Source organism: Pseudomonas sp. NPDC089530 (assembly GCF_050280705.1).
In the GTDB taxonomy this organism is placed as follows: Bacteria; Pseudomonadota; Gammaproteobacteria; order Pseudomonadales; family Pseudomonadaceae; genus Aquipseudomonas.
In genome coordinates this window covers 1-23,070 of record NZ_JBNNVU010000089.1, presented here as the reverse complement: position 1 = coordinate 23,070, position 23,070 = coordinate 1, and the positions used below count along the sequence as shown (strand labels likewise).

At 63.4% G+C, this 23,070-nt stretch carries 24 protein-coding genes; 10 read left to right on the top strand and 14 right to left on the bottom strand.

Annotated elements, in window-relative coordinates; genetic code table 11:
• From ACQKQA_RS24745 to ACQKQA_RS24705, 9 genes are all read left to right on the top strand, one after another.
• On the top strand, window positions 1-387 hold a 387-nt coding region (locus tag ACQKQA_RS24745; protein ID WP_427563487.1), incomplete at its 5' end, for a KdsC family phosphatase.
• A gap of 8 nt (window positions 388-395) precedes the next feature.
• On the top strand, window positions 396-968 hold the full coding sequence (gene lptC / locus ACQKQA_RS24740) for an LPS export ABC transporter periplasmic protein LptC (RefSeq protein ID WP_427563485.1): 573 nt from the start codon (window positions 396-398) through the stop codon (window positions 966-968).
• Entirely contained in the window at window positions 955-1,503 is a 549-nt protein-coding gene (gene lptA, locus ACQKQA_RS24735; RefSeq protein WP_427563483.1) for a lipopolysaccharide transport periplasmic protein LptA, read from the top strand. Before lptC ends, lptA begins: the two co-directional genes overlap by 14 nt.
• Window positions 1,503-2,228 carry an LPS export ABC transporter ATP-binding protein gene (gene lptB / locus ACQKQA_RS24730; RefSeq protein WP_009047002.1) on the top strand — a complete coding sequence of 242 codons (726 nt, stop codon included), beginning with the start codon at window positions 1,503-1,505 and terminating at the stop codon, window positions 2,226-2,228. The genes lptA and lptB overlap by 1 nt, the downstream gene beginning before the upstream one ends.
• Before the next feature lie 182 nt (window positions 2,229-2,410).
• Window positions 2,411-3,904, top strand: coding sequence for an RNA polymerase factor sigma-54 (locus tag ACQKQA_RS24725; protein WP_427563481.1), 1,494 nt, complete (start codon window positions 2,411-2,413; stop codon window positions 3,902-3,904).
• Between the two features lie 79 nt (window positions 3,905-3,983).
• Complete coding sequence (gene hpf, locus ACQKQA_RS24720; protein ID WP_007929872.1) at window positions 3,984-4,289, top strand: ribosome hibernation-promoting factor, HPF/YfiA family; 306 nt, start codon at window positions 3,984-3,986, stop codon at window positions 4,287-4,289.
• A 12-nt stretch (window positions 4,290-4,301) separates the two neighbouring features.
• Window positions 4,302-4,766 (top strand): PTS IIA-like nitrogen regulatory protein PtsN, encoded by a 465-nt coding sequence (gene ptsN / locus ACQKQA_RS24715; RefSeq protein WP_427563479.1) that lies wholly within the window; start codon window positions 4,302-4,304, stop codon window positions 4,764-4,766.
• Between the two features lie 2 nt (window positions 4,767-4,768).
• Entirely contained in the window at window positions 4,769-5,626 is an 858-nt protein-coding gene (gene rapZ / locus ACQKQA_RS24710; RefSeq protein WP_427563477.1) for an RNase adapter RapZ, read from the top strand.
• A gap of 16 nt (window positions 5,627-5,642) precedes the next feature.
• On the top strand, window positions 5,643-5,915 hold the full coding sequence (locus ACQKQA_RS24705; protein WP_007929877.1) for an HPr family phosphocarrier protein: 273 nt from the start codon (window positions 5,643-5,645) through the stop codon (window positions 5,913-5,915).
• 31 nt (window positions 5,916-5,946) lie between these two features.
• Here the strand turns inward: ACQKQA_RS24705 and ACQKQA_RS24700 are convergent, their stop codons facing one another.
• The 6 genes from ACQKQA_RS24700 to pmbA all read right to left on the bottom strand — a co-directional run bounded on the left by ACQKQA_RS24700 (window position 5,947) and on the right by pmbA (window position 11,243).
• Complete coding sequence (locus tag ACQKQA_RS24700; RefSeq protein ID WP_427563474.1) at window positions 5,947-6,840, bottom strand: ZIP family metal transporter; 894 nt, start codon at window positions 6,838-6,840, stop codon at window positions 5,947-5,949.
• 32 nt (window positions 6,841-6,872) lie between these two features.
• Window positions 6,873-7,484, bottom strand: a complete 612-nt coding sequence (locus tag ACQKQA_RS24695) for a superoxide dismutase (RefSeq protein WP_427563472.1) — start codon at window positions 7,482-7,484, stop codon at window positions 6,873-6,875.
• Between the two features lies 1 nt (window position 7,485).
• Entirely contained in the window at window positions 7,486-7,935 is a 450-nt protein-coding gene (locus ACQKQA_RS24690) for a hypothetical protein (protein WP_427563470.1), read from the bottom strand.
• A 27-nt stretch (window positions 7,936-7,962) separates the two neighbouring features.
• Window positions 7,963-9,339 carry a class II fumarate hydratase gene (locus ACQKQA_RS24685; RefSeq protein WP_427563468.1) on the bottom strand — a complete coding sequence of 459 codons (1,377 nt, stop codon included), beginning with the start codon at window positions 9,337-9,339 and terminating at the stop codon, window positions 7,963-7,965.
• On the bottom strand, window positions 9,332-9,727 hold the full coding sequence (locus ACQKQA_RS24680; RefSeq protein WP_427563466.1) for a FagA protein: 396 nt from the start codon (window positions 9,725-9,727) through the stop codon (window positions 9,332-9,334). The genes ACQKQA_RS24685 and ACQKQA_RS24680 overlap by 8 nt, the downstream gene beginning before the upstream one ends.
• A 169-nt stretch (window positions 9,728-9,896) precedes the next feature.
• Window positions 9,897-11,243 (bottom strand): metalloprotease PmbA, encoded by a 1,347-nt coding sequence (pmbA, locus tag ACQKQA_RS24675; RefSeq protein WP_427563464.1) that lies wholly within the window; start codon window positions 11,241-11,243, stop codon window positions 9,897-9,899.
• 108 nt (window positions 11,244-11,351) lie between these two features.
• Here pmbA and yjgA point away from each other — a divergent pair, with 108 nt between their 5' ends.
• The gene (gene yjgA / locus ACQKQA_RS24670) at window positions 11,352-11,873 is read left to right on the top strand and encodes a ribosome biogenesis factor YjgA (protein ID WP_427563462.1); all 522 of its coding nucleotides are present in this window, start codon (window positions 11,352-11,354) and stop codon (window positions 11,871-11,873) included.
• Window positions 11,874-11,921: 48 nt separating this feature from the next.
• Here the strand turns inward: yjgA and tldD are convergent, their stop codons facing one another.
• The 8 genes from tldD to mreB form a co-directional block, all read right to left on the bottom strand.
• Complete coding sequence (gene tldD / locus ACQKQA_RS24665; RefSeq protein ID WP_427563458.1) at window positions 11,922-13,364, bottom strand: metalloprotease TldD; 1,443 nt, start codon at window positions 13,362-13,364, stop codon at window positions 11,922-11,924.
• A 27-nt stretch (window positions 13,365-13,391) separates the two neighbouring features.
• Window positions 13,392-14,231, bottom strand: a complete 840-nt coding sequence (locus tag ACQKQA_RS24660; protein WP_427563456.1) for a carbon-nitrogen hydrolase family protein — start codon at window positions 14,229-14,231, stop codon at window positions 13,392-13,394.
• 59 nt (window positions 14,232-14,290) lie between these two features.
• Window positions 14,291-18,094, bottom strand: a complete 3,804-nt coding sequence (locus ACQKQA_RS24655; protein WP_427563454.1) for a YhdP family protein — start codon at window positions 18,092-18,094, stop codon at window positions 14,291-14,293.
• 75 nt (window positions 18,095-18,169) lie between these two features.
• Complete coding sequence (rng, locus tag ACQKQA_RS24650) at window positions 18,170-19,627, bottom strand: ribonuclease G (RefSeq protein WP_427563452.1); 1,458 nt, start codon at window positions 19,625-19,627, stop codon at window positions 18,170-18,172.
• Window positions 19,628-19,685: 58 nt separating this feature from the next.
• Window positions 19,686-20,291 (bottom strand): Maf family protein, encoded by a 606-nt coding sequence (locus ACQKQA_RS24645; protein WP_427563450.1) that lies wholly within the window; start codon window positions 20,289-20,291, stop codon window positions 19,686-19,688.
• 43 nt (window positions 20,292-20,334) lie between these two features.
• The gene (mreD, locus tag ACQKQA_RS24640) at window positions 20,335-20,811 is read right to left on the bottom strand and encodes a rod shape-determining protein MreD (protein WP_427563448.1); all 477 of its coding nucleotides are present in this window, start codon (window positions 20,809-20,811) and stop codon (window positions 20,335-20,337) included.
• Window positions 20,811-21,863, bottom strand: a complete 1,053-nt coding sequence (mreC, locus tag ACQKQA_RS24635; protein ID WP_427563489.1) for a rod shape-determining protein MreC — start codon at window positions 21,861-21,863, stop codon at window positions 20,811-20,813. The genes mreD and mreC overlap by 1 nt, the downstream gene beginning before the upstream one ends.
• Window positions 21,864-22,052: 189 nt before the next feature.
• Entirely contained in the window at window positions 22,053-23,069 is a 1,017-nt protein-coding gene (mreB, locus tag ACQKQA_RS24630; protein ID WP_068936544.1) for a rod shape-determining protein MreB, read from the bottom strand.
• Window position 23,070: the final 1 nt, after the last annotated feature.

Below are 23,070 nucleotides of genomic sequence, written 5' to 3'. Positions count from 1 at the left end.
GGCATCAAAATGCTGATGGCCGCCGGCGTACAGACGGCGATCATCAGCGGACGCAAGACGCCGGTGGTCGAGCGCCGGGCGAAAAATCTGGGGATCCCCCATCTGTTTCAGGGCCGCGAAGACAAACTCGTGGTGCTGGACGGGCTTCTGGCCCAACTGGGCCTAAGCTATGAACAGGTCGCCTATCTGGGCGACGACCTGCCGGACCTGCCGGTGATCCGTCGGGTCGGCCTGGGCATGGCCGTGGCCAACGCCGCCAGTTTCGTCCGCGAACACGCCCACGGCGTCACCCAGGCCCGTGGCGGCGAAGGCGCCGCCCGCGAGTTCTGCGAACTGATCCTGCGCGCCCAAGGCAGCCTTGAAGCGGCCAACGCCGCCTACTTATAGAGCCTCCCATGCTGAGCAAAAAGATTCGCAACATACTGATCTTCGGCGTCATCACCGCGCTGTTCCTGGCGGTGGGATACTGGAACATCAGCCCGGAACGCTTCCTCGACAAGCCGGTGGTGCAGGTCGACGAAAACGCCATCGACTACTACGCCATCAACGCCCATAGCGTGCAGTACCTGCCAGACGGCAAGCTGCAGTACGAGATGACCTCCGACAAGGTCGAGCACCTCAAGGCCTCCGAGATCACCTTGCTGACCCAGCCGGACCTGCTGATGTATCGCGGCACCGCCTTCCCCTGGCACGTCAAGAGCGAGCGCGGCGAAGTCAACCCGGATGGCACCGAGGTGGAACTGATCGATTCGGTACGGGTTTCCCGCACCGACGAGAAAAATCGCAACCTGCTGGTCACCACGACCCGCATGACAGTATTCCCGCAGAAGCAATATGCGCAGACCGATCAAGACGTTAGAATCGACGGCGCCGGCGGCGTGACGACTGGCAAGGGAATGAAAGCGTATTTGAAAGACGGCAGGATGAACCTGCTATCGAACGTAAGAGGACAGTATGAGGCTCGTTAAAACCCTCCCTATTTTGCTCAGTCTGGGCGCAGCACTGGGAAGCGTGAGCGCCTGGGCTCTGCCGAACGATAGCCAGCAACCGATCCGCATCCAGGCCGACGACGCTCAACTGGACGACAAGAACGGCGTAGCGACCTACCGAGGCGACGTGATCATCACCCAGGGCTCGATGAAGGTCACCGGCAATACCGTGACCATCACCCGCACCCAGACCGGCGATATCGACGTAGTGACCTCCGTGGGCAACCTGGCCTACTTCGAACAGCTGCAGACCCAGGGCGACACCAAGCCTGTCCAGGGCTACGGCGTGACCATCCAGTACCACGCCAACCAGAACCGCGTCGTACTGATCGACCGCGCCAAGGTCATCGACAAGGACGGCAACATCACCCAGGGCGAGAAGATCGTCTACGACACGAACAAGAAGCTCGCCAGCGCCGGTCGCGCCACCGGCAGCAAAGTCACTGAGACACGCCCACGGATCGACATGGTCATCCAGCCGAAAAAGAAAACCGACGAGCAAAAGGCCCAGTAATGGCAACTCTGAAAGCCCAGCACTTGGCCAAGAGCTACAAGAGCCGCCAGGTCGTGCGTGACGTCAGCCTGTCCATCGACAGCGGCCAGATCGTCGGCCTGCTCGGCCCCAACGGCGCCGGCAAGACCACCTGCTTCTACATGATCGTCGGCCTGGTCCAGGCCGATCAGGGGCGCATCCTGATCGACGACCTGGATGTCAGCCATCAGCCGATGCACGGCCGCGCCCGCGCCGGGATCGGCTACCTGCCCCAGGAAGCCTCGATCTTCCGCAAGCTCTCGGTAGCCGACAACATCATGGCCATCCTCGAGACCCGCAAGGAGCTCGACAAGGCCGGTCGTCGCCAGGAGCTGGAAAGCCTGCTGCAGGAATTCCACATCAGCCACATCCGCGACAACCTCGGCATGAGCCTCTCCGGCGGCGAACGTCGTCGTGTGGAAATCGCCCGCGCACTGGCCACCGCCCCCAAGTTCATCCTGCTCGACGAACCTTTCGCCGGCGTGGACCCGATCTCGGTAGGCGACATCAAGCAGATCATTCACCACCTGAAGGCCAAGGGCATCGGCGTGCTCATCACTGACCACAACGTCCGTGAAACCCTGGACATCTGCGAAACCGCCTACATCGTCAACGACGGCCAACTGATCGCCGAAGGCGACGCCGAGACCATCCTCGCCAACGAGCTGGTCAAGGAAGTGTACCTGGGGCATGAGTTCCGTCTGTAAGCCTTGAGGTGTTTGGCTGGTCGCCAGAGCGCCTGCCGCGATAAAACCCCACCGTTTTTATTGTTACAGCGCTCTAGGCAAACACTTCAGTTTCAGGCATATAATTTGCTTATGTTTGGCGCTCACGCGCCCTGTAGTGGATGGCGCATGTGCGCCGGCGAATAAGGTGTTAAGCCCCTGCCATGAAACCATCGCTAGTCCTCAGAATGGGCCAGCAGCTGACGATGACCCCGCAGCTGCAACAGGCCATCCGCCTGCTCCAATTGTCGACCCTGGACCTGCAACAGGAGATCCAGGAGGCCCTGGAGTCCAACCCGATGCTCGAACGCCAGGAAGAAGGCGACGACTTCGATAACACCGATCCACTGGCCGACAACCCCGAGCAGAAGCCCAATACCGATCTCCAGGAAACCTCCTATCAGGAAACCGCCCCAACGGTGGACAACCTCGAGGACGGCGAATGGAACGAGCGCATTCCCAACGACCTGCCGGTCGACACCGCCTGGGAAGATGTCTACCAGACCAGCGCCAGCAGCCTGCCCAGCAACGATGACGACGAGTGGGACTTCACCACCCGCACCTCGGCCGGCGAAAGCCTGCAGAGCCATCTGCTCTGGCAGTTGAACCTGGCGCCCATGTCCGACACCGATCGCCTGATCGCCGTGACCCTGATCGACTGCATCAACAATCAAGGCTACCTGGACGAGACCCTCGAGGAAATCCACGAGGCCTTCGACCCGGAGCTGGACATCGAACTCGACGAAATCGAGGCCGTCCTGCACCGCATCCAGCAATTCGAGCCAGCCGGCATCGGTGCCCGCAACCTGGGCGAATGCCTGCTGCTGCAACTGCGACAGCTACCCGCCAAGACGCCTTGGCTGACCGAGGCCAAGCGCCTGGTCACCGACTTCATCGACCTGCTCGGCAGCCGTGACTACAGCCAGCTGATGCGGCGCATGAAGCTCAAGGAAGACGAACTGCGCCAGGTCATCGAACTGGTGCAGAGCCTCAACCCACGCCCGGGCTCGCAGATCGAATCCACCGAAGCCGAATACGTGGTCCCCGACGTCATCGTGCGCAAGGACAACGAACGCTGGCTGGTGGAACTGAACCAGGAATCCGTGCCACGCCTGCGCGTCAACCCGCAGTACGCCGGTTTCGTGCGGCGCGCCGACACCAGCGCCGACAACACCTTCATGCGCAACCAGCTGCAGGAAGCCCGCTGGTTCATCAAGAGCCTGCAGAGCCGCAACGAAACCCTGATGAAAGTCGCCACCCAGATCGTCGAGCATCAGCGCGGCTTTCTCGAGTACGGCGATGAAGCGATGAAACCCCTGGTGCTGCATGACATCGCCGAAGCCGTCGGCATGCACGAATCGACGATTTCCCGGGTGACCACGCAAAAATTCATGCATACCCCACGGGGCATTTATGAACTGAAATACTTTTTCTCCAGCCACGTCAGTACCTCCGAAGGCGGTGAATGCTCGTCCACGGCGATCCGCGCGATCATCAAGAAACTGGTCGCCGCGGAAAATCAGAAAAAGCCGTTGAGTGACAGCAAGATCGCTGGTTTACTGGAGGCACAAGGCATTCAGGTAGCCCGCCGTACCGTCGCCAAGTACCGCGAATCCCTTGGGATTGCGCCTTCCAGCGAACGGAAGCGGTTGATGTAACCGCCGGGCTCGCCACAGCGTTCCAGTGGCAGGTCAATCGACCTGCCGCTTTATGCACTGGCAACGAAGGAGAAGCTGTATGCAAGTCAACATCAGTGGACACCAACTGGAAGTGACCGAACCCCTGCGCGCTTACATCGGCGAAAAACTCGACCGACTGGAGCGGCACTTTGACAAGATTACGAATGTGCAGGTAACGCTGGCCGTCGAGAAGCTGAAGCAGAAAATCGAGGCCACGCTGCACATCCATGGTGGGGAAGTCGTCGCCAACGCAGAACATGACGATATGTATGCCGCCATCGACTTGCTCACGGACAAGCTTGACCGCCAACTGAAAAAGCATAAGGAAAAGCAACTCCACCTTCTCCAAGGCACGGGTCGCTAACACTCCCCTCCCATGATCCGACTTGAAAGCATCCTGACCCCCGGCCGTTCCCTGGTGAACGTGCCGGGCGGCAGTAAAAAACGCGCCCTCGAACAAATTGCCAACCTGATCAGCCGCGAAGTGCCTGAGCTGGAGATGCAAGATGTCTTCGAAAGCCTGATCGCCCGTGAAAAGCTGGGTTCCACCGGTTTTGGCAACGGCATCGCCATTCCACACTGTCGCCTCAAAGGCTGTGAGTCGCCCATCAGTGCCCTGATGCACCTGGACGCTCCCATCGATTTCGACGCCATCGACGGCGCTCCGGTCGACCTGCTATTCGTACTGCTGGTCCCGGAAGCCGCCACCGATGCTCACCTAGAACTGCTTCGGCAGATCGCCAGCATGCTGGACCGCAAAGAGGTGCGCGACAGACTGCGCAGCGCCACCAGCAACGAAGCCTTGTACAAGGTTGTCCTGGACGAACAGAACGGTCAGTAGCCATGCGTTTGATCATCGTCAGCGGCCGTTCCGGCTCAGGTAAAAGCACCGCCCTCGATGTACTTGAGGACAACGGCTATTACTGCATCGACAACCTGCCAGCCGGGCTGTTGCCGGAACTGGCCGAGCGAGCGCTGATCCACACCGAGCTGACCCAGCCGCTGGTCGCCGTTTCCATCGACGCCCGCAACCTGCCGAGCCACCTCTCGCGCTTCCCCGAACTGCTCGAGGAAGTGCGCAGCCGGCATATCCAGTGCGATGTGCTGTACCTGGACGCCGACGAAGAAACCCTGCTCAAGCGCTTTTCGGAAACCCGTCGCCGCCACCCCTTGAGCAGCAACAACCGCTCGCTGGCCGAGGCGATCGAAGACGAAAGCCATCTGCTGGGCCCGATCGCCGACCTCGCCGACCTCAAGGTCAACACCACCAACCTGAACCTGTATCAATTGCGCGATACCATCAAGTTGCGCTTGTTGAACCAGCCGGAACCGGGCACGGCCTTTCTGGTGGAGTCCTTCGGATTCAAGCGCGGCATGCCGGTCGATGCCGACCTGGTGTTCGATGTGCGCTGCCTGCCCAACCCGTACTGGAAGCCCGAGTTGCGTGCCCAGTCCGGACTCGATCAACCGGTCGCCGAATACCTGGCCGCCCAGCCGGATGTAGAGGAAATGTTCCAGGACATCTCCAGCTATCTGCTGAAATGGCTGCCTCGCTTCGCCGCCAGCAACCGCGCCTACGTCACTATTGCCATTGGCTGCACGGGCGGCCACCACCGTTCGGTCTACCTGACCGAACGCCTGGGCCAAGTCCTGCAGAAATCCCTGAAGAACGTCCAGGTCCGCCACCGCGACCTTAGCTGAAAGGATCTACCCCGCGATGCCTGCTCTGGAAATTGAAATCATCAACAAACTGGGCCTGCATGCCCGTGCCTCGGCTAAGTTCGTCGGCGTGGCCGGCCAGTTTCCCTGCCAGATCCGCGCCGGCAGGACGCCAGAGTCGATGGTCGACGGCAAGAGCATCATGGCGATGATGATGCTGGCCGCCGGCAAAGGTACCCGGATTCATCTGAAGACCGAAGGCGAGCAGGAACAGGAGGCGCTGGAAGCACTGGTGGCGCTGATCAACAACTTCTTCGACGAAGGCGAATAAGCCCGGCAGGGCAACCCTGCCGGACAGGCACTCAGGCGAGTGCCGTATCCATCACCATCATCAGGCAAAAACCGATACACAGCCCCAGGCTGGCCAGTTTTTCATGACCGTTGCGCCGTGATTCCGGAATCACCTCATGGGTGACCACCAGCAGCATGGCCCCCGCCGCCAACGCCAGCCCGAGCGGCAACAGCATCTCGGCCAGGCTCACCAGCCATGCGCAGAGCAGAGCGAACACCGGCTCCACCAGGCCCGAGGCGGCACCGATCAGAAACGCCTTGCCCCTGGACATGCCAGCCCCGGCCAGCACCAGGGCAATCACCAGGCCTTCCGGCACATCCTGCAAGGCGATCCCCATGGCCAGGCTGTCCGCCTCCGGCATACCACCACCCGCGGAAACGCCAACGGCCATGCCCTCGGGAATGTTGTGGGCAATGATGGCAAACACAAACAACCAGATTCGCGGCGGGATAACCGGATGCTCCAGGGTGCCCACCAAGGCCTCCGGATTACCCGCCGACACCTTGCGGTCCACCAGGAACAGGGCAAAAGCCCCGAGCATGATGCCGAAGCTGACCACCCCGCTCGACGCCCAAGCCGACAAGCCAAGGTTTTCCGCCGCGGCGATCCCGGGCACGATCAGCGAAAACGCCGTGGCCGCCAGCATCACCCCGGCGCCGAAGCCCAACAGGGTGTCGCTCAGCGCCACCGGCATCTTGCGAATGACCAGCACCGGCACCGCCCCCAGCGCGGTGCCCAGCGCACAGATCGCGCCACCCTGCAATGCCCGCGACAAGCGCGGCTCCAGGTCCAGCCAGGACAACCCCTGGGCCACTAGCAATGCAGTACCCGCCAACAGCAACAGCGAACCGAACGCGTAGCGAAACATCCGCCCGCTGCTGATCGTCAGTGTTTCAGTGCCCATAGTCAGCCTTAGATATTTTTATCGGAGGGGGCTCAAACCAGCGCAGCCTGGTAGCGCTGGGCGACCTCGGGCCAATGGATCACGTTGTAGAAGGCATTGATGTATTCCGGCCGCCGGTTCTGATAACGCAGGTAATAGGCGTGCTCCCAGACATCCAGGCCGAGAATCGGGGTATTGCCGTTCATCAGCGGGCTGTCCTGGTTACCGCTGCTCTCGACCACCAGGGTCTTCACCGGGGTCACGCTGAGCCAGGCCCAGCCGCTGCCGAAACGCGTGAGCGCCGCCTTGGTGAAGGCCTCCTTGAAGCGCTCGAAACCACCCAGTTGCGCATCGATCGCCCTGGCCAGCGCGCCATCCGGCTGGCCTCCGCCGGTCGGCGCCATCACCGCCCAGAACAGCGAGTGGTTGGCATGGCCGCCGCCCTGGTTGATCACCGCCGCTCGCAGTTTTTCCGGCAATTGCCCGACCCCGGCCACCAGCCGCTCTACCGGCCACTCGGCCCATTCGGTGCCTTCCACGGCGGCGTTGAGGTTGTTGATGTAGGTCTGGTGGTGCTTGGTGTAGTGAATCTCCATGGTCTGCGCATCGATGTGCGGTTCCAGGGCGTCGTAGGCGTAGGGCAATGCAGGCAAGGTAAAGGACATATCAATGGGCTCCGTAACGGGGGGCATCGAGGGGCGCGGCGACAGCGGTCGATTGCGCCACATTGCTCTGCAGCAGGCGCTGGGTACGGGGGTATTCGCCATGCTCAGCGATGAAGTTGAGCAACTCGACATAGGTCTTGCTGCTCTGGCGCAGCGCGGCTTCCCGCAGCGCCGGCGCCAGGCGGCTGTCCTGCAGGGTCTGCAACAGCCGCTGATGGATGGCGCAGAGGTATTCCGCGCTCTCCTCCGGCTGGTTCAGGCGCAGGTGCAGGTCCGCCAGGTTGTGGTGGGAGACGACACAGGCCGCCACCGCTTCGTCGGCATCGCTCCAGCGCTCGAACAACACCTGCGCCAAAGCCAGGGCCTGCAGGTAATACTCACGGGCGTCCACCAGGTCGCCCTGCAGGAAGAAACGGTTGGCCCTTTCGATCGTGCGTTTCCAGTGCTCCATGGTGAACCTCCAAGGCAATGTCGGGATTTACACGCCGCCCGCGGTGAGTTTTTCCGGGTCGAGCAGGATCTCCAGCTGGCTGCGCGACAGGTCGGTGTGCTCCAGGGCCACGTCGATCACCGGACGCCCCTGCTTGTAGGCGGTCTTGGCGATTTCCGCGGCCTTCTGGTAACCGATGATCGGGTTGAGCGCCGTGACCAGGATCGGGTTGCGCGACAGCGCCTCCTTGAGCTTGGGCTCGTTGACCTTGAAGCTGGCGATCGCCTTGTCCGCCAGCAGTCGGCTGGAGTTGGCCAGCAGCTCGATGCTGCTCAACAGGTTCTGGGCAATGATCGGCAACATCACGTTCAGCTCGAAGTTGCCCGACTGCCCCGCCACCGTGATTGTCATGTCGTTGCCGATCACCTGGGCCGCCACCATCGCCGTGGCCTCGGGAATCACCGGGTTGACCTTGCCCGGCATGATCGAAGACCCCGGTTGCAGCCCTTCCAGCTCGATCTCGCCGAGGCCGGCCAAGGGTCCGGAGTTCATCCAGCGCAGATCGTTGGCGATCTTCATCAGGGTGACCGCGATGGCCTTGAGCTGGCCGGAGACCGCCACCGCGGTGTCCTGGGAGCCGATCAGGGCGAACAGGTTCTTGCCCGGGGTGAACTGCACCTGGGTCAGGCTGCTCAGTTGCCGGCTGAAACCCGCGGCGAACTGCGGGTGGGCGTTGATCCCGGTGCCCACCGCGGTGCCGCCCTGGGCCAGGGATTGCAGGCTCGGCAACAGGTCCTGCAAGTGGCCGATATTGGCCTTGAGCTGCTGTGCCCAGCCATCCAGCACCTGGCTCATGCGTACCGGCATGGCGTCCATCAGATGGGTACGGCCGGTCTTGATGAACGGATGGACCTCGAGGGCCTTGCGCTCGATGACCTGTACCAGGTGCACCAGCGCCGGCAGCAATTGCTCATGCAGGCCCAGCGCGGCACTGACGTGAATGGTGGTAGGGATGATGTCGTTGCTGCTCTGCCCGCAGTTCACATGATCGTTGGGGTTGACCGGCTCACCCAGCAGGCGGCTGGCCAGGGTGGCGATGACCTCGTTGGCGTTCATGTTGGAACTGGTGCCGGAGCCGGTCTGGAAGATATCCACCGGGAAATGCTGCATGAAGTCGCCTTCCAGCAGGCCCTGGGCAGCATCGACTATGGCCTTGCCCTGGGCTTCGCTCAGTTGCTTGAGCTCGACGTTGGCCTTGGCCGCGGCCGCCTTGGCCAGGATCAGCGCGCGAATGAATTGCGCCGGCATGCGCTGGCGGCTGATGGGGAAGTTGTCCACCGCACGCTGGGTCTGTGCGCCATACAGCGCCTGCTCTGGAACATGCAGTTCGCCCATGCTGTCGCGTTCGATACGGGTATTACTCATCGGGAAATCCTTGCACCAGTTCGATAAGGGGAATGGAGGGCAACAACGAGCAGGTCGCCAGTTGCCAGGCATGGCTTTGCCAGCGCTTGAGCCGGCATTTACAGGAAGAGAGGCGTTCCAGGTCGCGCAACGGCCGCCAGGCCTGGTCCAGGCACTGGCTGCGCCAATGCCAGGGCAGCGCGGTATCGGTGGCGGTGTCGAGCAACAGGCGGAATGAGGTTTCGGCGATCAGCCAGGGCGAGGTGGCGGTACAACACGCCAGGTAGCGCCCTTCGGCCAGGTAATGCTCGATCAGGCGCGGTTCGTCAGGATCGAGGGCACAGCGGATCTGGCGACTCATCCAGCGCCAGCTTTCGAGGTAAGGCTGCTCATGCAAGGCAGAACTCATGACCGGGGCTCATTCGATAATGAGATTTATTATTATATGATATTGAGAATCAAAACAAGCATGCGGAGCGCCGCTGCCCCTGCATGGATCCCCAGCCCTTAAAAAACCGGCGCAATAAAAAAGCGCGCGCCCCGAACGGGACGCGCGCTTCTGCCGACGCAGTCGCAGCTTAGCTGCCGGCGACCGTCATGCGTTCGATCAGGACCGAGCCGGTGCGGATGTTGCTGCGCAGCTCCAGATCGTTACCCACGGCGATGATCTGCTTGAACATGTCGCGCATGTTGCCGGCGATGGTCACCTCCTGGACGGCGAACTGGATCTCGCCGTTTTCGACCCAGAAACCGGCCGCGCCCCGGGAATAGTCGCCCGTGACCATGTTCAACCCGTGGCCCATCAGTTCGGTGACCAACAGACCGCGCCCCATGCGGCGCAGCAGGGCCGCCTGGTCTTCCTCGCCATGGGTCACGAACAGGTTGTGCACGCCACCGGCGTTGGCGGTGCTGGGCAGGCCGAGCTTGCGCCCGGAGTAGGTGCCGAGCACGTAGGACACCAGCTCGCCGTTCTCGACGAAAGGCTTGGCATAAGTGGCCAGGCCATCGCCGTCGAACGCCGAACTGCCGAGGGCGCGCATCAGGTGCGGGCGCTCGTCGATGGTCAGCCACTCGGGAAACAGCCGCTGGCCCAGCGCGCCTTCGAGGAACGACGACTTGCGGTACAGGTTGCCGCCGGAAATCGCCCCCAGGAAGCTGCCGAACAGGCCGCCAGCCAGCTCCGCGGAAAACAGCACCGGCACTTCGCAGGTCGGCACCGGACGGGCGCCCAGTCGGCTTGCGGCCCGTTGCGCGGCGCGCTGGCCAATGATCGCCGGATCGGTTAGCAACTGGCCCTGGCGGTTGACGTCGTACCAGTAATCGCGCTGCATCTGGCCATCGGCCTCGGCGATCATCACGCAGCTCAGGCTGTGGCGAGTCGAGGCATAACCGCCGATAAAGCCGTGGCTGTTGCCATACACACGGCATCCTTGATGGGTGCTCAGGGTGGTGCCGTCGGCGTTCTTGATCCGGCTGTCGGCGGCAAAGGCCGCGGCTTCGCAGGCCAGCGCCCGTTCGATGGCCTGCTCCGGGGTAATGTCCCAGGCGTGGAACAGGTCGAAGTCCGGCACGTCCCTGGCCATCAGCGCGGCATCGGCCAACCCGGCGCTTTCGTCTTCCGAGGTGTGCTTGGCGATCGCCAGGGCCGCGGCGACGGTTTCACGAATGGCCTCGGGGCCGCTGGCCGAGGTACTGGCCGAACCCTTGCGCTGACCAACGTACAGCGTGATGCCAAAACCCTGGTCGCGATTGAACTCGACGGTTTCCACTTCCCGCTGGCGGACCGAAGTCGACAGGCCCTGCTCCAGAGAAACCGCCACTTCGCAGGCACTGGCGCCCTGGCGCTTGGCCTCGGCGATGATCTGCTCGACTTGTTCCTGCAGTGCCGGCAAAGCCTGCGGGCCGACGCTTTCTACTGCACTCATGGTGTTCTCCACTCAAATTCTGCTTTCGCTCAAGGCCTTCGAGCGACCGGGCCGGACAAGCGGCCCCCGACTGGTTATCATGGCGGCGTTTCTTTGCGGACTGCCACCATGGTTGATTCTTACGACGACTCCCTCGATGGGGAGAAAAGCAAATCCCAGGTCAAACGCGAGCTGCATGCTCTGGTTGATCTCGGCGAGCGCCTTACAACACTCAAGCCTGACTTGCTGAACAAACTGCCGTTGACCGACGCCTTGCGCCGGGCCCTGGCGGATGCGCCCAAGCATGTCGCCCATATCGCGCGTAAACGCCACCTGCAATTCATCGGCAAGCTGATGCGCGATCAGGACACCAGCGCGATCCTGGTACTGCTGGACCAGCTCGACGCCTCCACTCGCCAGTACAACGAACGTTTCCATAACCTGGAACGCTGGCGCGATCGCCTGATCGCTGGCGATGACGCGGTCCTGGAGAAGTTCGTTGTCGACTATCCGGAAGCGGATCGCCAGCAACTGCGCTCCCTGATCCGTCAGGCCCAGCACGAGGTGGCGCATAACAAGCCGCCCGCCTCCAGCCGTAAAATCTTCAAATACATTCGCGAGCTGGACGAGATTCAACGCGGCCTGCGTTAAACCTCGGCCCGGGTGGGTTGCCACGCACCCCACCCATCGCGTCACGCCTCAAGCGCCCGTGCCACCCACGGTGATCGCATCGATCTTCAAGGTTGGCTGGCCGACACCCACCGGCACCGACTGTCCATCCTTGCCACAGGTTCCCACACCGCTGTCCAGCGCCAGGTCGTTACCGACCATCGACACCCGACTCATGGCTTCCGGCCCGTTGCCGATCAGGGTCGCGCCCTTGACCGGCGCGGTGATCTTGCCGTCCTCGATCAGGTAGGCCTCGCTGGTGGAGAACACGAACTTGCCACTGGTGATGTCGACCTGACCACCGCCCAGATTGGCGCAGTAGATGCCCTTCTTCACCGACGCGATGATTTCCGCCGGATCGCTTTCGCCGCCCAGCATGTAGGTGTTGGTCATGCGCGGCATCGGCAGGTGCGCATAGGATTCGCGCCGACCGTTACCGGTGCGGGCCACCCCCATCAGGCGGGCATTGAGCTTGTCCTGCATGTAGCCCTTGAGCACACCGTTCTCGATCAGGGTGGTGCACTCGGTCGGGGTGCCTTCGTCATCGATGCTCAGCGAGCCACGACGCCCGGCCAGGGTGCCGTCGTCGACGATGGTGCAGAGCTTCGAGGCGACCATTTCGCCCATGCGGCCGCTGTAGGCCGAGCTGCCCTTGCGATTGAAGTCACCTTCCAGGCCGTGGCCCACCGCTTCGTGCAGCAGCACGCCGGACCAGCCGGAACCGAGCACCACCGGCAAGGTACCGGCCGGCGCAGGAATGGCTTCCAGGTTGACCAGAGCCTGGCGCAAGGCCTCGCGGGCGTAGCCCATGGCGCGGTCTTCACTGAGGAAATAACGGTAATCGGTACGACCGCCGCCGCCATGGCCGCCACGCTCGCGGCGACCGTTCTGCTCGACGATCACGCTGACGTTGAAGCGCACCAAGGGCCGCACGTCCGCCGCCAGGCCACCGTCGGTGGAGGCCACGAGGATGCGCTCCCAGACCCCGGCCATGCTGACACTGACCTGCTGGATGCGTGGGTCCAGGGCACGGGTCGCGGCGTCGACGCGCTTGAGCAGCTCGACCTTTTCCGCGCGGCTGATGACTTCCAGCGGGTTGTCCGGTGCATACAGTTGCGCCACGTCCTGGGTGGTAAAGGCCTGCACGGTGCCGTTCTGCCCGGCCCGGGAAATCGAGCGCGCGGCGCGGGCCGCCTGGCCCAGGGCCTCGAGGGTGATGGCATTGCTGTAGGCGAAACCGGTTTTCTCACCCGACTGCGCGCGCACGCCAACGCCCTGGTCCAGATTGAAGCTGCCTTCCTTGACGATGCCGTCTTCCAGCGACCAGGACTCGGAAATCTGCCCCTGGAAATACAGGTCGGCGGCATCGATCCCCGGCCCGGCCAGATCGCCGAGCACGCCCTGCAGGCTTTCCAGGGTCACGCCGCCGGGCGCCAGAAGGTGTTCACTGACTGAAGATAACAACCCGCTCATATGCTTTACGCCTTCAATTCGTCGTTCTTAAGCAAGTCGCTGCGCGCCTTGCGAGAAAAAGCGCCGGTGACTGGCCACCGGCATGCGCGCCCGGATGGACGCCTGTTCGCTGCTGTCACGTTCGGCCAGCAGCACGGCCTCGCCCTGATCCTGTTGCGCCAGCACCCGGCCCCAGGGGTCGACGATGGCCGCATGGCCGAACGTTTCCCGGGGTCCCGGATGAGTACCGCCCTGGGCCGCCGCCAGCAGGTAACACTGTGTTTCGATGGCCCGGGCGCGGATCAGCACGTCCCAATGCGCCGCGCCGGTCACGGCGGTGAACGCCGACGGGGCACTGATCAGTTCCGCCCCCGCGGCCCGTAATTCGCTGTACAGCTCCGGAAAGCGCAGGTCGTAGCACACGGTCAGGCCAAGCCGGCCCACCGGCGTATCCGCCACCACCACCTGCTCTCCATGAGCATAGTCATCCGACTCGCGGTAACGGCCGCGATTGTCGGCCACGTCCACATCGAACAAATGCAGCTTGTCGTAACGCGCCACCTGCTCGCCGTGCTCGTCGATCAGCAGCGAGCAGGCACGGGCCTTGGCTTCGGGCTGGTCCACCGGCGGCAGCGGCAGGGTGCCGGCCACTATCCATAACTTGAGGTCGCGGGCGGTCTGTTTCAACCAGGGCAGGATCGGGCCTTCGCCACGGGCCTCGGCACGGCCGATGGCCGCCGCGTCGCGGCGCCCCATGGCGGCGAAGTTCTCTGGCAGTACCGCCAGCTGCGCACCGCCGGTGGCGGCCTGTTCCAGCAGGCGCTGCGCCTGCTGCAAATTGGCCGGCACGTCGCTCTGGCTGACCATTTGAATCACCGCAAGAGACATGGCGCACTCCGAAGTGGGATATGTGGCCATGCTACTCCATAGGCCCGTGCCACGGTTTTTCAAAACGGTTTGTCGAAGGTGATTTTCGGGTCCTTCCAGGGGCCCTTGACGTTGTAGTTGACGCTGGCGAAACGCGACACCCGGTCACCGATCAGCTTGTCGATCAGGAACAACGCCCCACCCACTGCCGGAGCCCCGACAATCAACGCGGCGATCGGCAGGTTGTTGGTCACCGGCAGGGTCACCTGCAGCTTGGCATCGACCTGGTCGCCCACCAGGTCCAGGGTGCCATTGAGCTCCAGGTTGCTCGACGGGCCGGTCAAGGCAATGGGTTCGCGGGTCACGTAAACGCCGTTGCTGGCCACCAGCAATCCCTTGACCCGGTCGTAGCTCAGGCCCTTGCCGAACAGGTCGGAAAAGTCCAGGCGCAGGCGCCGGCCGATGGAGTTGAAGTTCAACAAGCCGAATACCCGCAGGGCCTGCGCCCCGCCCTCGACCTCCACGAACTGGCCTTTGCGCAGGGTCGCATCGAGGCTGCCCGAGAAGCGCTTGAGCCCGACCCAGGCCGGCGAGCCGGGCCAGCGCCCGTCCACGTCCATATGGAACTCTTCGCTGGTCACGGTCGGGGCAAACCCCCAGTTCTTGAGCACATCGGCCAGGTTCTTGCCGCCCAGGCGGCCCTTGTACCAGCTGCTGCTGGCCCCCGGCTCGCCCTCCCAGCCACCGGCGCCTTGCAGCAGCATGCCCTTGAGGCCCAGGTCGAGACTGTTGAAGGCCATGCCCTTGGCGGTCGGGCGCACTTTCAGCGACCAGCCGCCGATCAGGTCCTTGCCCTGGTACAGCTGGTTGATCCACAGATCCAGCGCCGGGACTTTCTTCGGGTCAACCGAAGCCAACGGGTCCGGTGCGTTCTCGTCGGCCTGCACCGTCGGGTCCGCGGCCGGCAGGCGCACGTATTGCAGATTGATCGCCATTGGCGCTGCCTTGGCATCGGGAATCGCCACATCGCCCTTGGCCTGCTGGCTGTCGAGCTGCAAGGCCCAGGCCGACGGCTTGCGGGTCAACTGCACGCGGGCCTCGTCCAGGGTGGTACCGAAGCCGATGAGCTTGCCCACCTTGAAGTCGGCGCCGCTGAGCAACTGCCTGGCGCTGCCGCCCGTGTCTTGCCCGGCATAACGATCGACCAGCGCCTTCCACGGTTCCACGTCCAGCTCCGAGAGCACCCCGCGTACCCGCAGGCCCTTGGCCGTCGGCAGCACAGCGTCGCCCTCGCCGAGGAACAACTCGCCACGGCCCTCGGCCAGATTGCCGCCCGGCGCGGCGAAGGTGAAGTTGGCCAGCTCGCCGTAGTCGAACCAGTAACGCCGCTCGGCGCCCTGCAAAGTCATGCGGAACACACTGTCACGCCCCTGGCTGGCCGCCATGCCGAACGGCGCCGGCAGATCGACGGCAACCCCCTTGAGGTTGGAACTGACCATCAACTGGCTGTCGGCGCCGTCGAGGTTGAGCTGCAACTGGTAAGGGATATCGCCGGAAACCGGCAGCGGTTGGTTGAACTTCAACCACTCCGTGAGCTTCTTGACCGAGACCTGGCCCTTGGCGACGACCCGGGTGTCGAGCCTGCCAGGGCGACCGTCGGCAAAGATCTGCGCGGTCACTGGCCGCTCGAAGGCCTGGGCGCTGATGCCCTGGCCGCTCAGGCCCTTGCCGCTGTCGAAGCGGAAATCGCCCTTGAGCTGGCTCAGCTCCAGCTCCGGCTCGCTCAACTTGAGTCGCGCCTTGTTGGTCTTGAAATCCACCAGGACCTTCGGCTCTTCGCCTTTGACCAGCGGGATATCCAGTTTCAGGCTGCCCTGCAGGTCGCCCTCGCCCTGCCAGCCGGCAAAGGTCGGGCCGGTGCCGATCGGCGCATCCTGGAGAATCTTCAAACCGTCGCCCAGGCCGCCGGCGAACTCGCCGTCGATAAACATGTGGGTGTTCTGCCCGGCGGGCACATGGGGAATATTGACGTAGACATCCTTCACTTGGGTGTCGAGCAACTGGCCCTGGCTGGCGAGGATGCGCACACCGCTGTCCTCGATAAACACGTCGCCACTGACCTTGCCGATATGCGGCCAGCCCGGCTGAAAGGCCAGCTCGGCGTCGTGGACCTTGAAGAACAGGCTGATGCTGCGTGCCTCATCGGTCGCGCCATGGTTCAACGAACCCTGGTACTGGAAGAAACCTTGGTCCACCGCGCCCTTGAGGATCGCCGTGCGCAGCCATTCGTCCAGCGCCGGACTGAGCACTTCGGGCAGGTATTTGGCGGTGTAGCGTCCGTCGCCGTCGACCAGGCCGACCCGCAGGTCCATGTAGTCTTCCTGGGTGTGGTCGAAATGCAGGCGGATCAGGAAGTCGCCGGCGATCTTGCCCTCCTCGCCCAATACCTTCAGGTACGGCGCAATCAGGGTGAAGCCCTGCTGGTCGAGCTTCCAGGTCAACCGAGCGTTGGCCTGCAGGTACTGCCAGGGCTTGGCGAAGATCGGGTCCAGGTGCAGGGAGAAGTCCTTGCTGTCCATACGCAACTCGCCCTGCCCCAGGTCGCCGCTGATGGCGCCGCTGACGTTACGGGCCGCCGGCGCGCCGTGATAGGCGTCGAACCCGACCCGCTCCAGGTTGGCGGCGAAGCTCAGGCGCTGATCGCCGCTGGCTTGCGGGCGGTAGTCGAGCAGGATATTGCGCAGCGCGCCGGTAACCTTGAGGTGGTCGATAACGGTCGCCACGTTATCCGGCAACGGCGCCCAGGCATCCAGGACCGGGGTGATCGGCGTCAGGTCGAGGCGGTCGGCCTGCAAGTGCCAGAGCTCCTCGACACTGTTGACGGCGCCGGTCTGCCGCAGTTGCAGGCGCGACTCCCAGCGTGTCTCGCCCAGGTTCATGGCCAGCGAGTCGAACAGCACACTGAAGCCTTCCTCGTTGCGCTGGAAGTAGGCATTGAGCCCGAGGTTCTTCACGGTGATCGGTTTGCGCTCGTCATAGGCGCCGTGGATCTGCGGGGCATTCAGGCGCACCACCAGGCTGCGCAGCAGGCCATCGCCCCAACTGAGCCAGAACTCGCCACCGGCCTTGAGCTCGGAGAACGACCATTGCTGGGTCAGGCGCGCCGGCAACCATTTCGCCCAGTCGCTTTGCGGCAGGCTCAGGTAGGCATCGGCCTGCCCTTCGCGCCAGGCGCTGGCCTGGAGCCGGGTGCGCAGGCTGAAGGCCAGCGGCTGCCCGTCCGGCAGGGTCAGGCGCGCATCGAGGCGTTGCCGGCTGGGACCGGTACGCAGGTTCAGGCCGACATAGGTCAGCGCGATCGCGGCATGATCGAGGGGCTGCAGGGTCACCTGGCTATCGAGCAGCGACAGCTCGCTGACCATCTGCAGGCGGTTGAGCAACTGCTCGGGGTCGAAAGGCTGGTTATCCTGCACCGGCAGGCCTTCGAGCGCCCAGCGCCCGTCCGCGCCTTCTTTCAGGCTCAGGTTGAGGCCGCTGAACTCCAGATGTTCGACCCGCAGTTGCCGCGCCAACGCGCTGCCCGGCACGTCCGGCGCCACCCGTACCTGATCCAGGCGCAAGGCGTTGGCGCCCTCGCCGACGGTCACATCGTGGGCCAGGAGGATCGGCGAGAAACCGCTCCAGCTGCCTTCCAGCCGGCCGATCTGCACCGGCATGCCCAAGGCTTCCTGGGCCTTGGCCTGGACCTCGGCCCGATATTCAGCCACCAGCGGGGTCAGTTCCCGACCCAGGCTGACGTACAGCGCCGTCAGCACCAGCAGTAACGCACAAAGCCCCAGCCCCCAGCGGGTCAGAGCAGCGAGAAAACCCATCAGACGCTCCATGTCAGTTGGCTCCCGTGGCAAGAATCATGCACAGGCCGAGGCCAACTGCATCCGGTAAGTGGAAGGTACGCGGACTCAGAGCAGCACCACGTCGTATTGTTCCTGGGAATACATGGTTTCGACCTGAAAACGTATGGTCCGGCCGATAAAGGCTTCCAGTTCCGCCACGTTGCCCGACTCCTCGTCGAGCAGCCGGTCGACGACTTTCTGGTTCGCCAGGACTCGATAACCCTCGGCCTGATAGGCCCGCGCCTCGCGCAGGATCTCCCGGAAGATCTCGTAGCAGATGGTTTCCGGAGTCTTTAGCTTGCCCCGTCCCTGGCAGCTGCTGCAGGGCTCGCACAGGATCTGCTCCAGGCTTTCCCGGGTGCGCTTGCGGGTCATCTGCACCAGGCCCAGCTCGGTGATGCCGATGATGTTGGTCTTGGCGTGATCGCGCTCCAGCTGTTTTTCCAGGGTCCGCAGTACCTGGCGCTGGTGCTCCTCGTCTTCCATGTCGATGAAGTCGATGATGATGATCCCGCCCAGGTTGCGCAGGCGCAGCTGGCGGGCAATGGCAGTCGCCGCCTCGAGGTTGGTCTTGAAGATGGTTTCTTCGAGGTTGCGGTGCCCGACGAAAGCCCCGGTGTTCACGTCGATGGTGCTCATGGCTTCCGCCGGGTCGACCACCAGGTAGCCACCGGACTTGAGCGGCACCTTGCGCTCCAGAGCCTTCTGGATTTCATCCTCGACACCATAAAGGTCGAAGATCGGCCGTTCCCCCGGATAGTGCTCCAGGCGATCGGCGATTTCCGGCATCAGCTCGGCGACGAACTGCGTGGTTTTCTGGAAGGTTTCCCGGGAATCGATGCGGATCTTCTCGATCTTCGGGCTGACCAGGTCACGCAGGGTACGCAGGGCCAGGCCGAGGTCTTCGTAAATGACGTTGGGGGCACCGATGGTCTTGATCTGCGCGCCGATCTGGTCCCACAACCGACGCAGGTAGCGGATGTCCATCATGATTTCGTCGGCGCCCGCGCCCTCGGCGGCGGTGCGCAGAATAAACCCGCCGGCTTCCTTGATGCCTTCCTGGGCCACGCAATCGCTGACCACCTGCTTGAGGCGCTCACGCTCGGCTTCGTCCTCGATCTTCAGGGAAATGCCGACATGGGCAGTGCGTGGCATATACACCAGGTAACGCGAAGGGATCGACAGCTGGGTGGTCAGCCGCGCGCCCTTGGAGCCGATCGGGTCCTTGGTCACCTGCACCACCAGGCTCTGCCCCTCATGGACCAGGGCGCCGATGCTTTCCACCGCCGGCCCTTCGCGCAGGGAGATTTCCGAAGCATGAATGAACGCCGCCCGATCCAGGCCGATATCGACGAACGCCGCCTGCATGCCGGGCAGCACCCGGACCACCTTGCCTTTATAGATGTTGCCGACGATGCCGCGACGCTGGGTCCGCTCGACATGGACTTCCTGCAGCACACCGTTTTCGACCACCGCCACACGCGACTCCATCGGCGTGATGTTGATCAGAATCTCTTCACTCATGGCTGGGTCTCGTTCAGGCATATTCACTAGGGATGGCCGCATCGGTCGGGGACGGCGCTCAGCGCACTGCAAGGTGTTGCCAACAGGGTATGCCGAAATGGCCCAGCAGTTCTGCGGTTTCGCAGACCGGCAAGCCGACGACGGCGGAGTAACTGCCATTGAGCCCTGCCACGAATACCGCCGCAAGCCCCTGGATGCCGTAACCGCCGGCCTTGTCCCGCGGTTCGCCACTGGCCCAGTAGCGTGCCGCCTCGGCCTCGTCGATCCCCCGGAACCGCACCAGGCTGCGCACCACCCGCGATTCGCAACGCTGGCCTTCGAGCACCGCAATCGCCGTCAGCACTTCATGTTCGCGATCCGCCAGGGCCATGAGCATCGACTGCGCATCGGCCTGGTCCACGGGCTTGCCCAGAATCCGCCCATCGAGGACCACCGCCGTATCGGCACCCAGGACACAGGCCCCGGCCTGGGGCTGGTCGCCGGCGATCAGCGCATATCCGGCCGCCGCCTTGTCCCGCGCCAGGCGCTCGACATAGGCCACGGGGCTTTCATCGGGGAGCGGGGTTTCATCGATATCCGCGCTGATGGCGGTGAAAGGCACGCCGATCTGCGTGAGCAGTTCGCGCCGACGCGGCGAGCCTGAGGCGAGGTAAAGCGTTTTCATCAAGACATCTCCCTGTCGAGGTACGGGCAAATGCCTGACCGAATCAGTTGATTTTGAAGCGTCGGCGCAACCCGCGCAAAGCGAAGCTGACCCAGGGCCAGAGCAAGGCGCTGACCAGGGCCGGCAGAACCAGGGCCAGGGTCGGCTGACGGTTGCCAGTCAGGGCACTGAGCCACAGCTGCACCAGTTGCGCCAGGCCGAAGATCACCAGGATCACCAGGCTCTGTTGCCACATCGGGAACATGCGCAAGCGCTGCTGCAGCGACAGTACCAGGAAGGTGATCAGGGTCAGGATCAGCGCGTTTTGCCCCAGCAGGGTGCCGTACAGCACATCCTCGGCCAGCCCCAGACACCAGGCGGTGACCATGCCGACCTTGTGCGGCAGGGCCAGGGCCCAGAACGCCAGCAGCAGGGCCAGCCACAGCGGGCGCAGGATTTCCATGAATTGCGGCAACGGCGACACGCTGAGCAGCATGCCGAGGGCGAAGGTCAGCCAGACCATCCAGCCGTTTCGAGACATTATTCTCTTCCTCCCGTGGAGGCCGGGGCCGCGGCAGGCGGCTTGGGCGCAGCGGGTCTGGTGGCCGCCGGCTTGGCCGGAGCCGGATGGGCCACGGGTTTGGCCGGGGTCGTAGCGGCTGGCGTTGCAGGAGCCGCTGCGGCAGGAGCAGCCGCGGGAGCCGGCGTCGCAGGCACGACAGGCTTGGGCACGGTCGCCGGAACCACCGGAGTGGCGCCGCCCTGCCGATCCTGGGCTTCCTGCGCCTGGGCGGCGTCGTTGGCCCGCTCTTCGGCGGTGCGGTTGTCGCTGAACACCAGCAGCAGGTAACGGCTGCGGTTCAGGGCCGCCGTCGGCACGGCGCGCACGATGGCGAACGGCTGGCCGGAGTCATGGATCACTTCCTTGACCGTCGCCACCGGGTAACCCGCCGGGAAACGCTGGCCCAGGCCGGAGCTGACCAGCAGGTCGCCTTCCTTGATGTCGGCAGTGTCGGCCACATGGCGCAGCTCCAGGCGTTCCGGGTTGCCGGTGCCGCTGGCAATCGCCCGCAGACCGTTGCGGTTGACCTGGACCGGAATGCTGTGGGTGGTGTCGGTGAGCAGCAACACGCGGGAGGTGTACGGCATCAGCTCGACCACCTGCCCCATCAGGCCGCGGGCATCGAGCACCGGTTGCCCGAGCACCACGCCGTCGCGCTCGCCCTTGTTGATGATGATGCGATGGGTGAAGGGGTTGGGGTCCATGCCGATCAGTTCGGCGACCTCGACCTTCTCGTTGACCAGCGCGGAAGAGTTGAGCAACTCGCGCAGGCGCACGTTCTGCTCGGTCAAGGCGGCGAGCTTTTGCAGGCGGCCCTGGAGCAGCAGGTTTTCGGTCTTGAGTTTTTCGTTTTCGGCGACCAGTTCGGTGCGGCTGCCGAATTGACTGGCCACACCCTGCCATAGCCGCTGCGGCAGGTCGGTGATCCAGTAGGACTGCATCAGCACCAGCGACATCTGGCTACGCACTGGCTTGAGCAGTGTGAAGCGGGCATCGACCACCATCAGCGCGACCGAAAGCACGACCAGCACCAACAGGCGGACGCCCAATGAAGGGCCTTTGGCGAAAAGCGGTTTAATAAGCCGCTCCTCCCAGGCAAATATTCTCTTTATTCATACGGCTTCAAACCGGCCTGGAGCAGAATGACAGAAGATAAACGCCAACAGGCAGCACTGCAAAGTGCTGCCTGCGAGCGGAACACATGGCGGCATCCGGCGCGATTATTCGCTGGAGAGCAGGTCCATGGTGTGTTTGTCCATCATTTCCAATGCACGGCCACCGCCGCGGGCTACGCAGGTCAGCGGGTCTTCGGCGACGATCACCGGCAGACCGGTTTCCTGGGCCAGCAGCTTGTCCAGGTCACGCAGCAGCGCGCCACCGCCGGTCAGCACCAGGCCGCGCTCGGCGATGTCCGAAGCCAGTTCCGGAGGCGATTGCTCCAGCGCGCTTTTCACTGCCTGAACGATGGTCGCCAGCGATTCTTGCAGGGCTTCCAGCACTTCATTGGAGTTCAGGGTGAATGCGCGTGGCACGCCTTCGGCCAGGTTGCGGCCGCGAACGTCAACTTCACGGACTTCGCCGCCCGGGTAGGCCGTACCGATTTCCTGCTTGATGCGCTCGGCGGTGGATTCGCCGATCAGGCTGCCGTAGTTGCGACGCACGTAGGTGATGATGGCTTCGTCGAAACGGTCGCCGCCAACCCGTACGGATTCGGCGTAGACCACACCGTTCAGGGAGATCAGGGCGATCTCGGTGGTACCGCCACCGATATCCACGACCATCGAACCGCGGGCTTCTTCGACCGGCAGGCCGGCACCGATCGCAGCAGCCATCGGCTCTTCGATCAGGAACACTTCACGGGCACCGGCACCGAGGGCCGATTCACGGATGGCGCGACGCTCCACCTGGGTGGACTTGCATGGAACGCAGATCAGCACACGAGGGCTGGGCTGCAGGAAACTGTTTTCGTGAACCTTGTTGATGAAGTACTGCAGCATCTTTTCGCAGACGCTGAAGTCGGCGATCACGCCGTCCTTCATCGGACGAATGGCAGCAATATTGCCCGGAGTACGACCGAGCATGCGCTTGGCTTCGGTACCGACAGCCACGACACTTTTCTGATTACCGTGAGTCCGAATGGCCACAACCGATGGTTCATTCAGGACAATACCGCGCTCGCGCACGTAAATAAGGGTGTTGGCAGTGCCCAGGTCAATGGAAAGATCGCTGGAAAACATG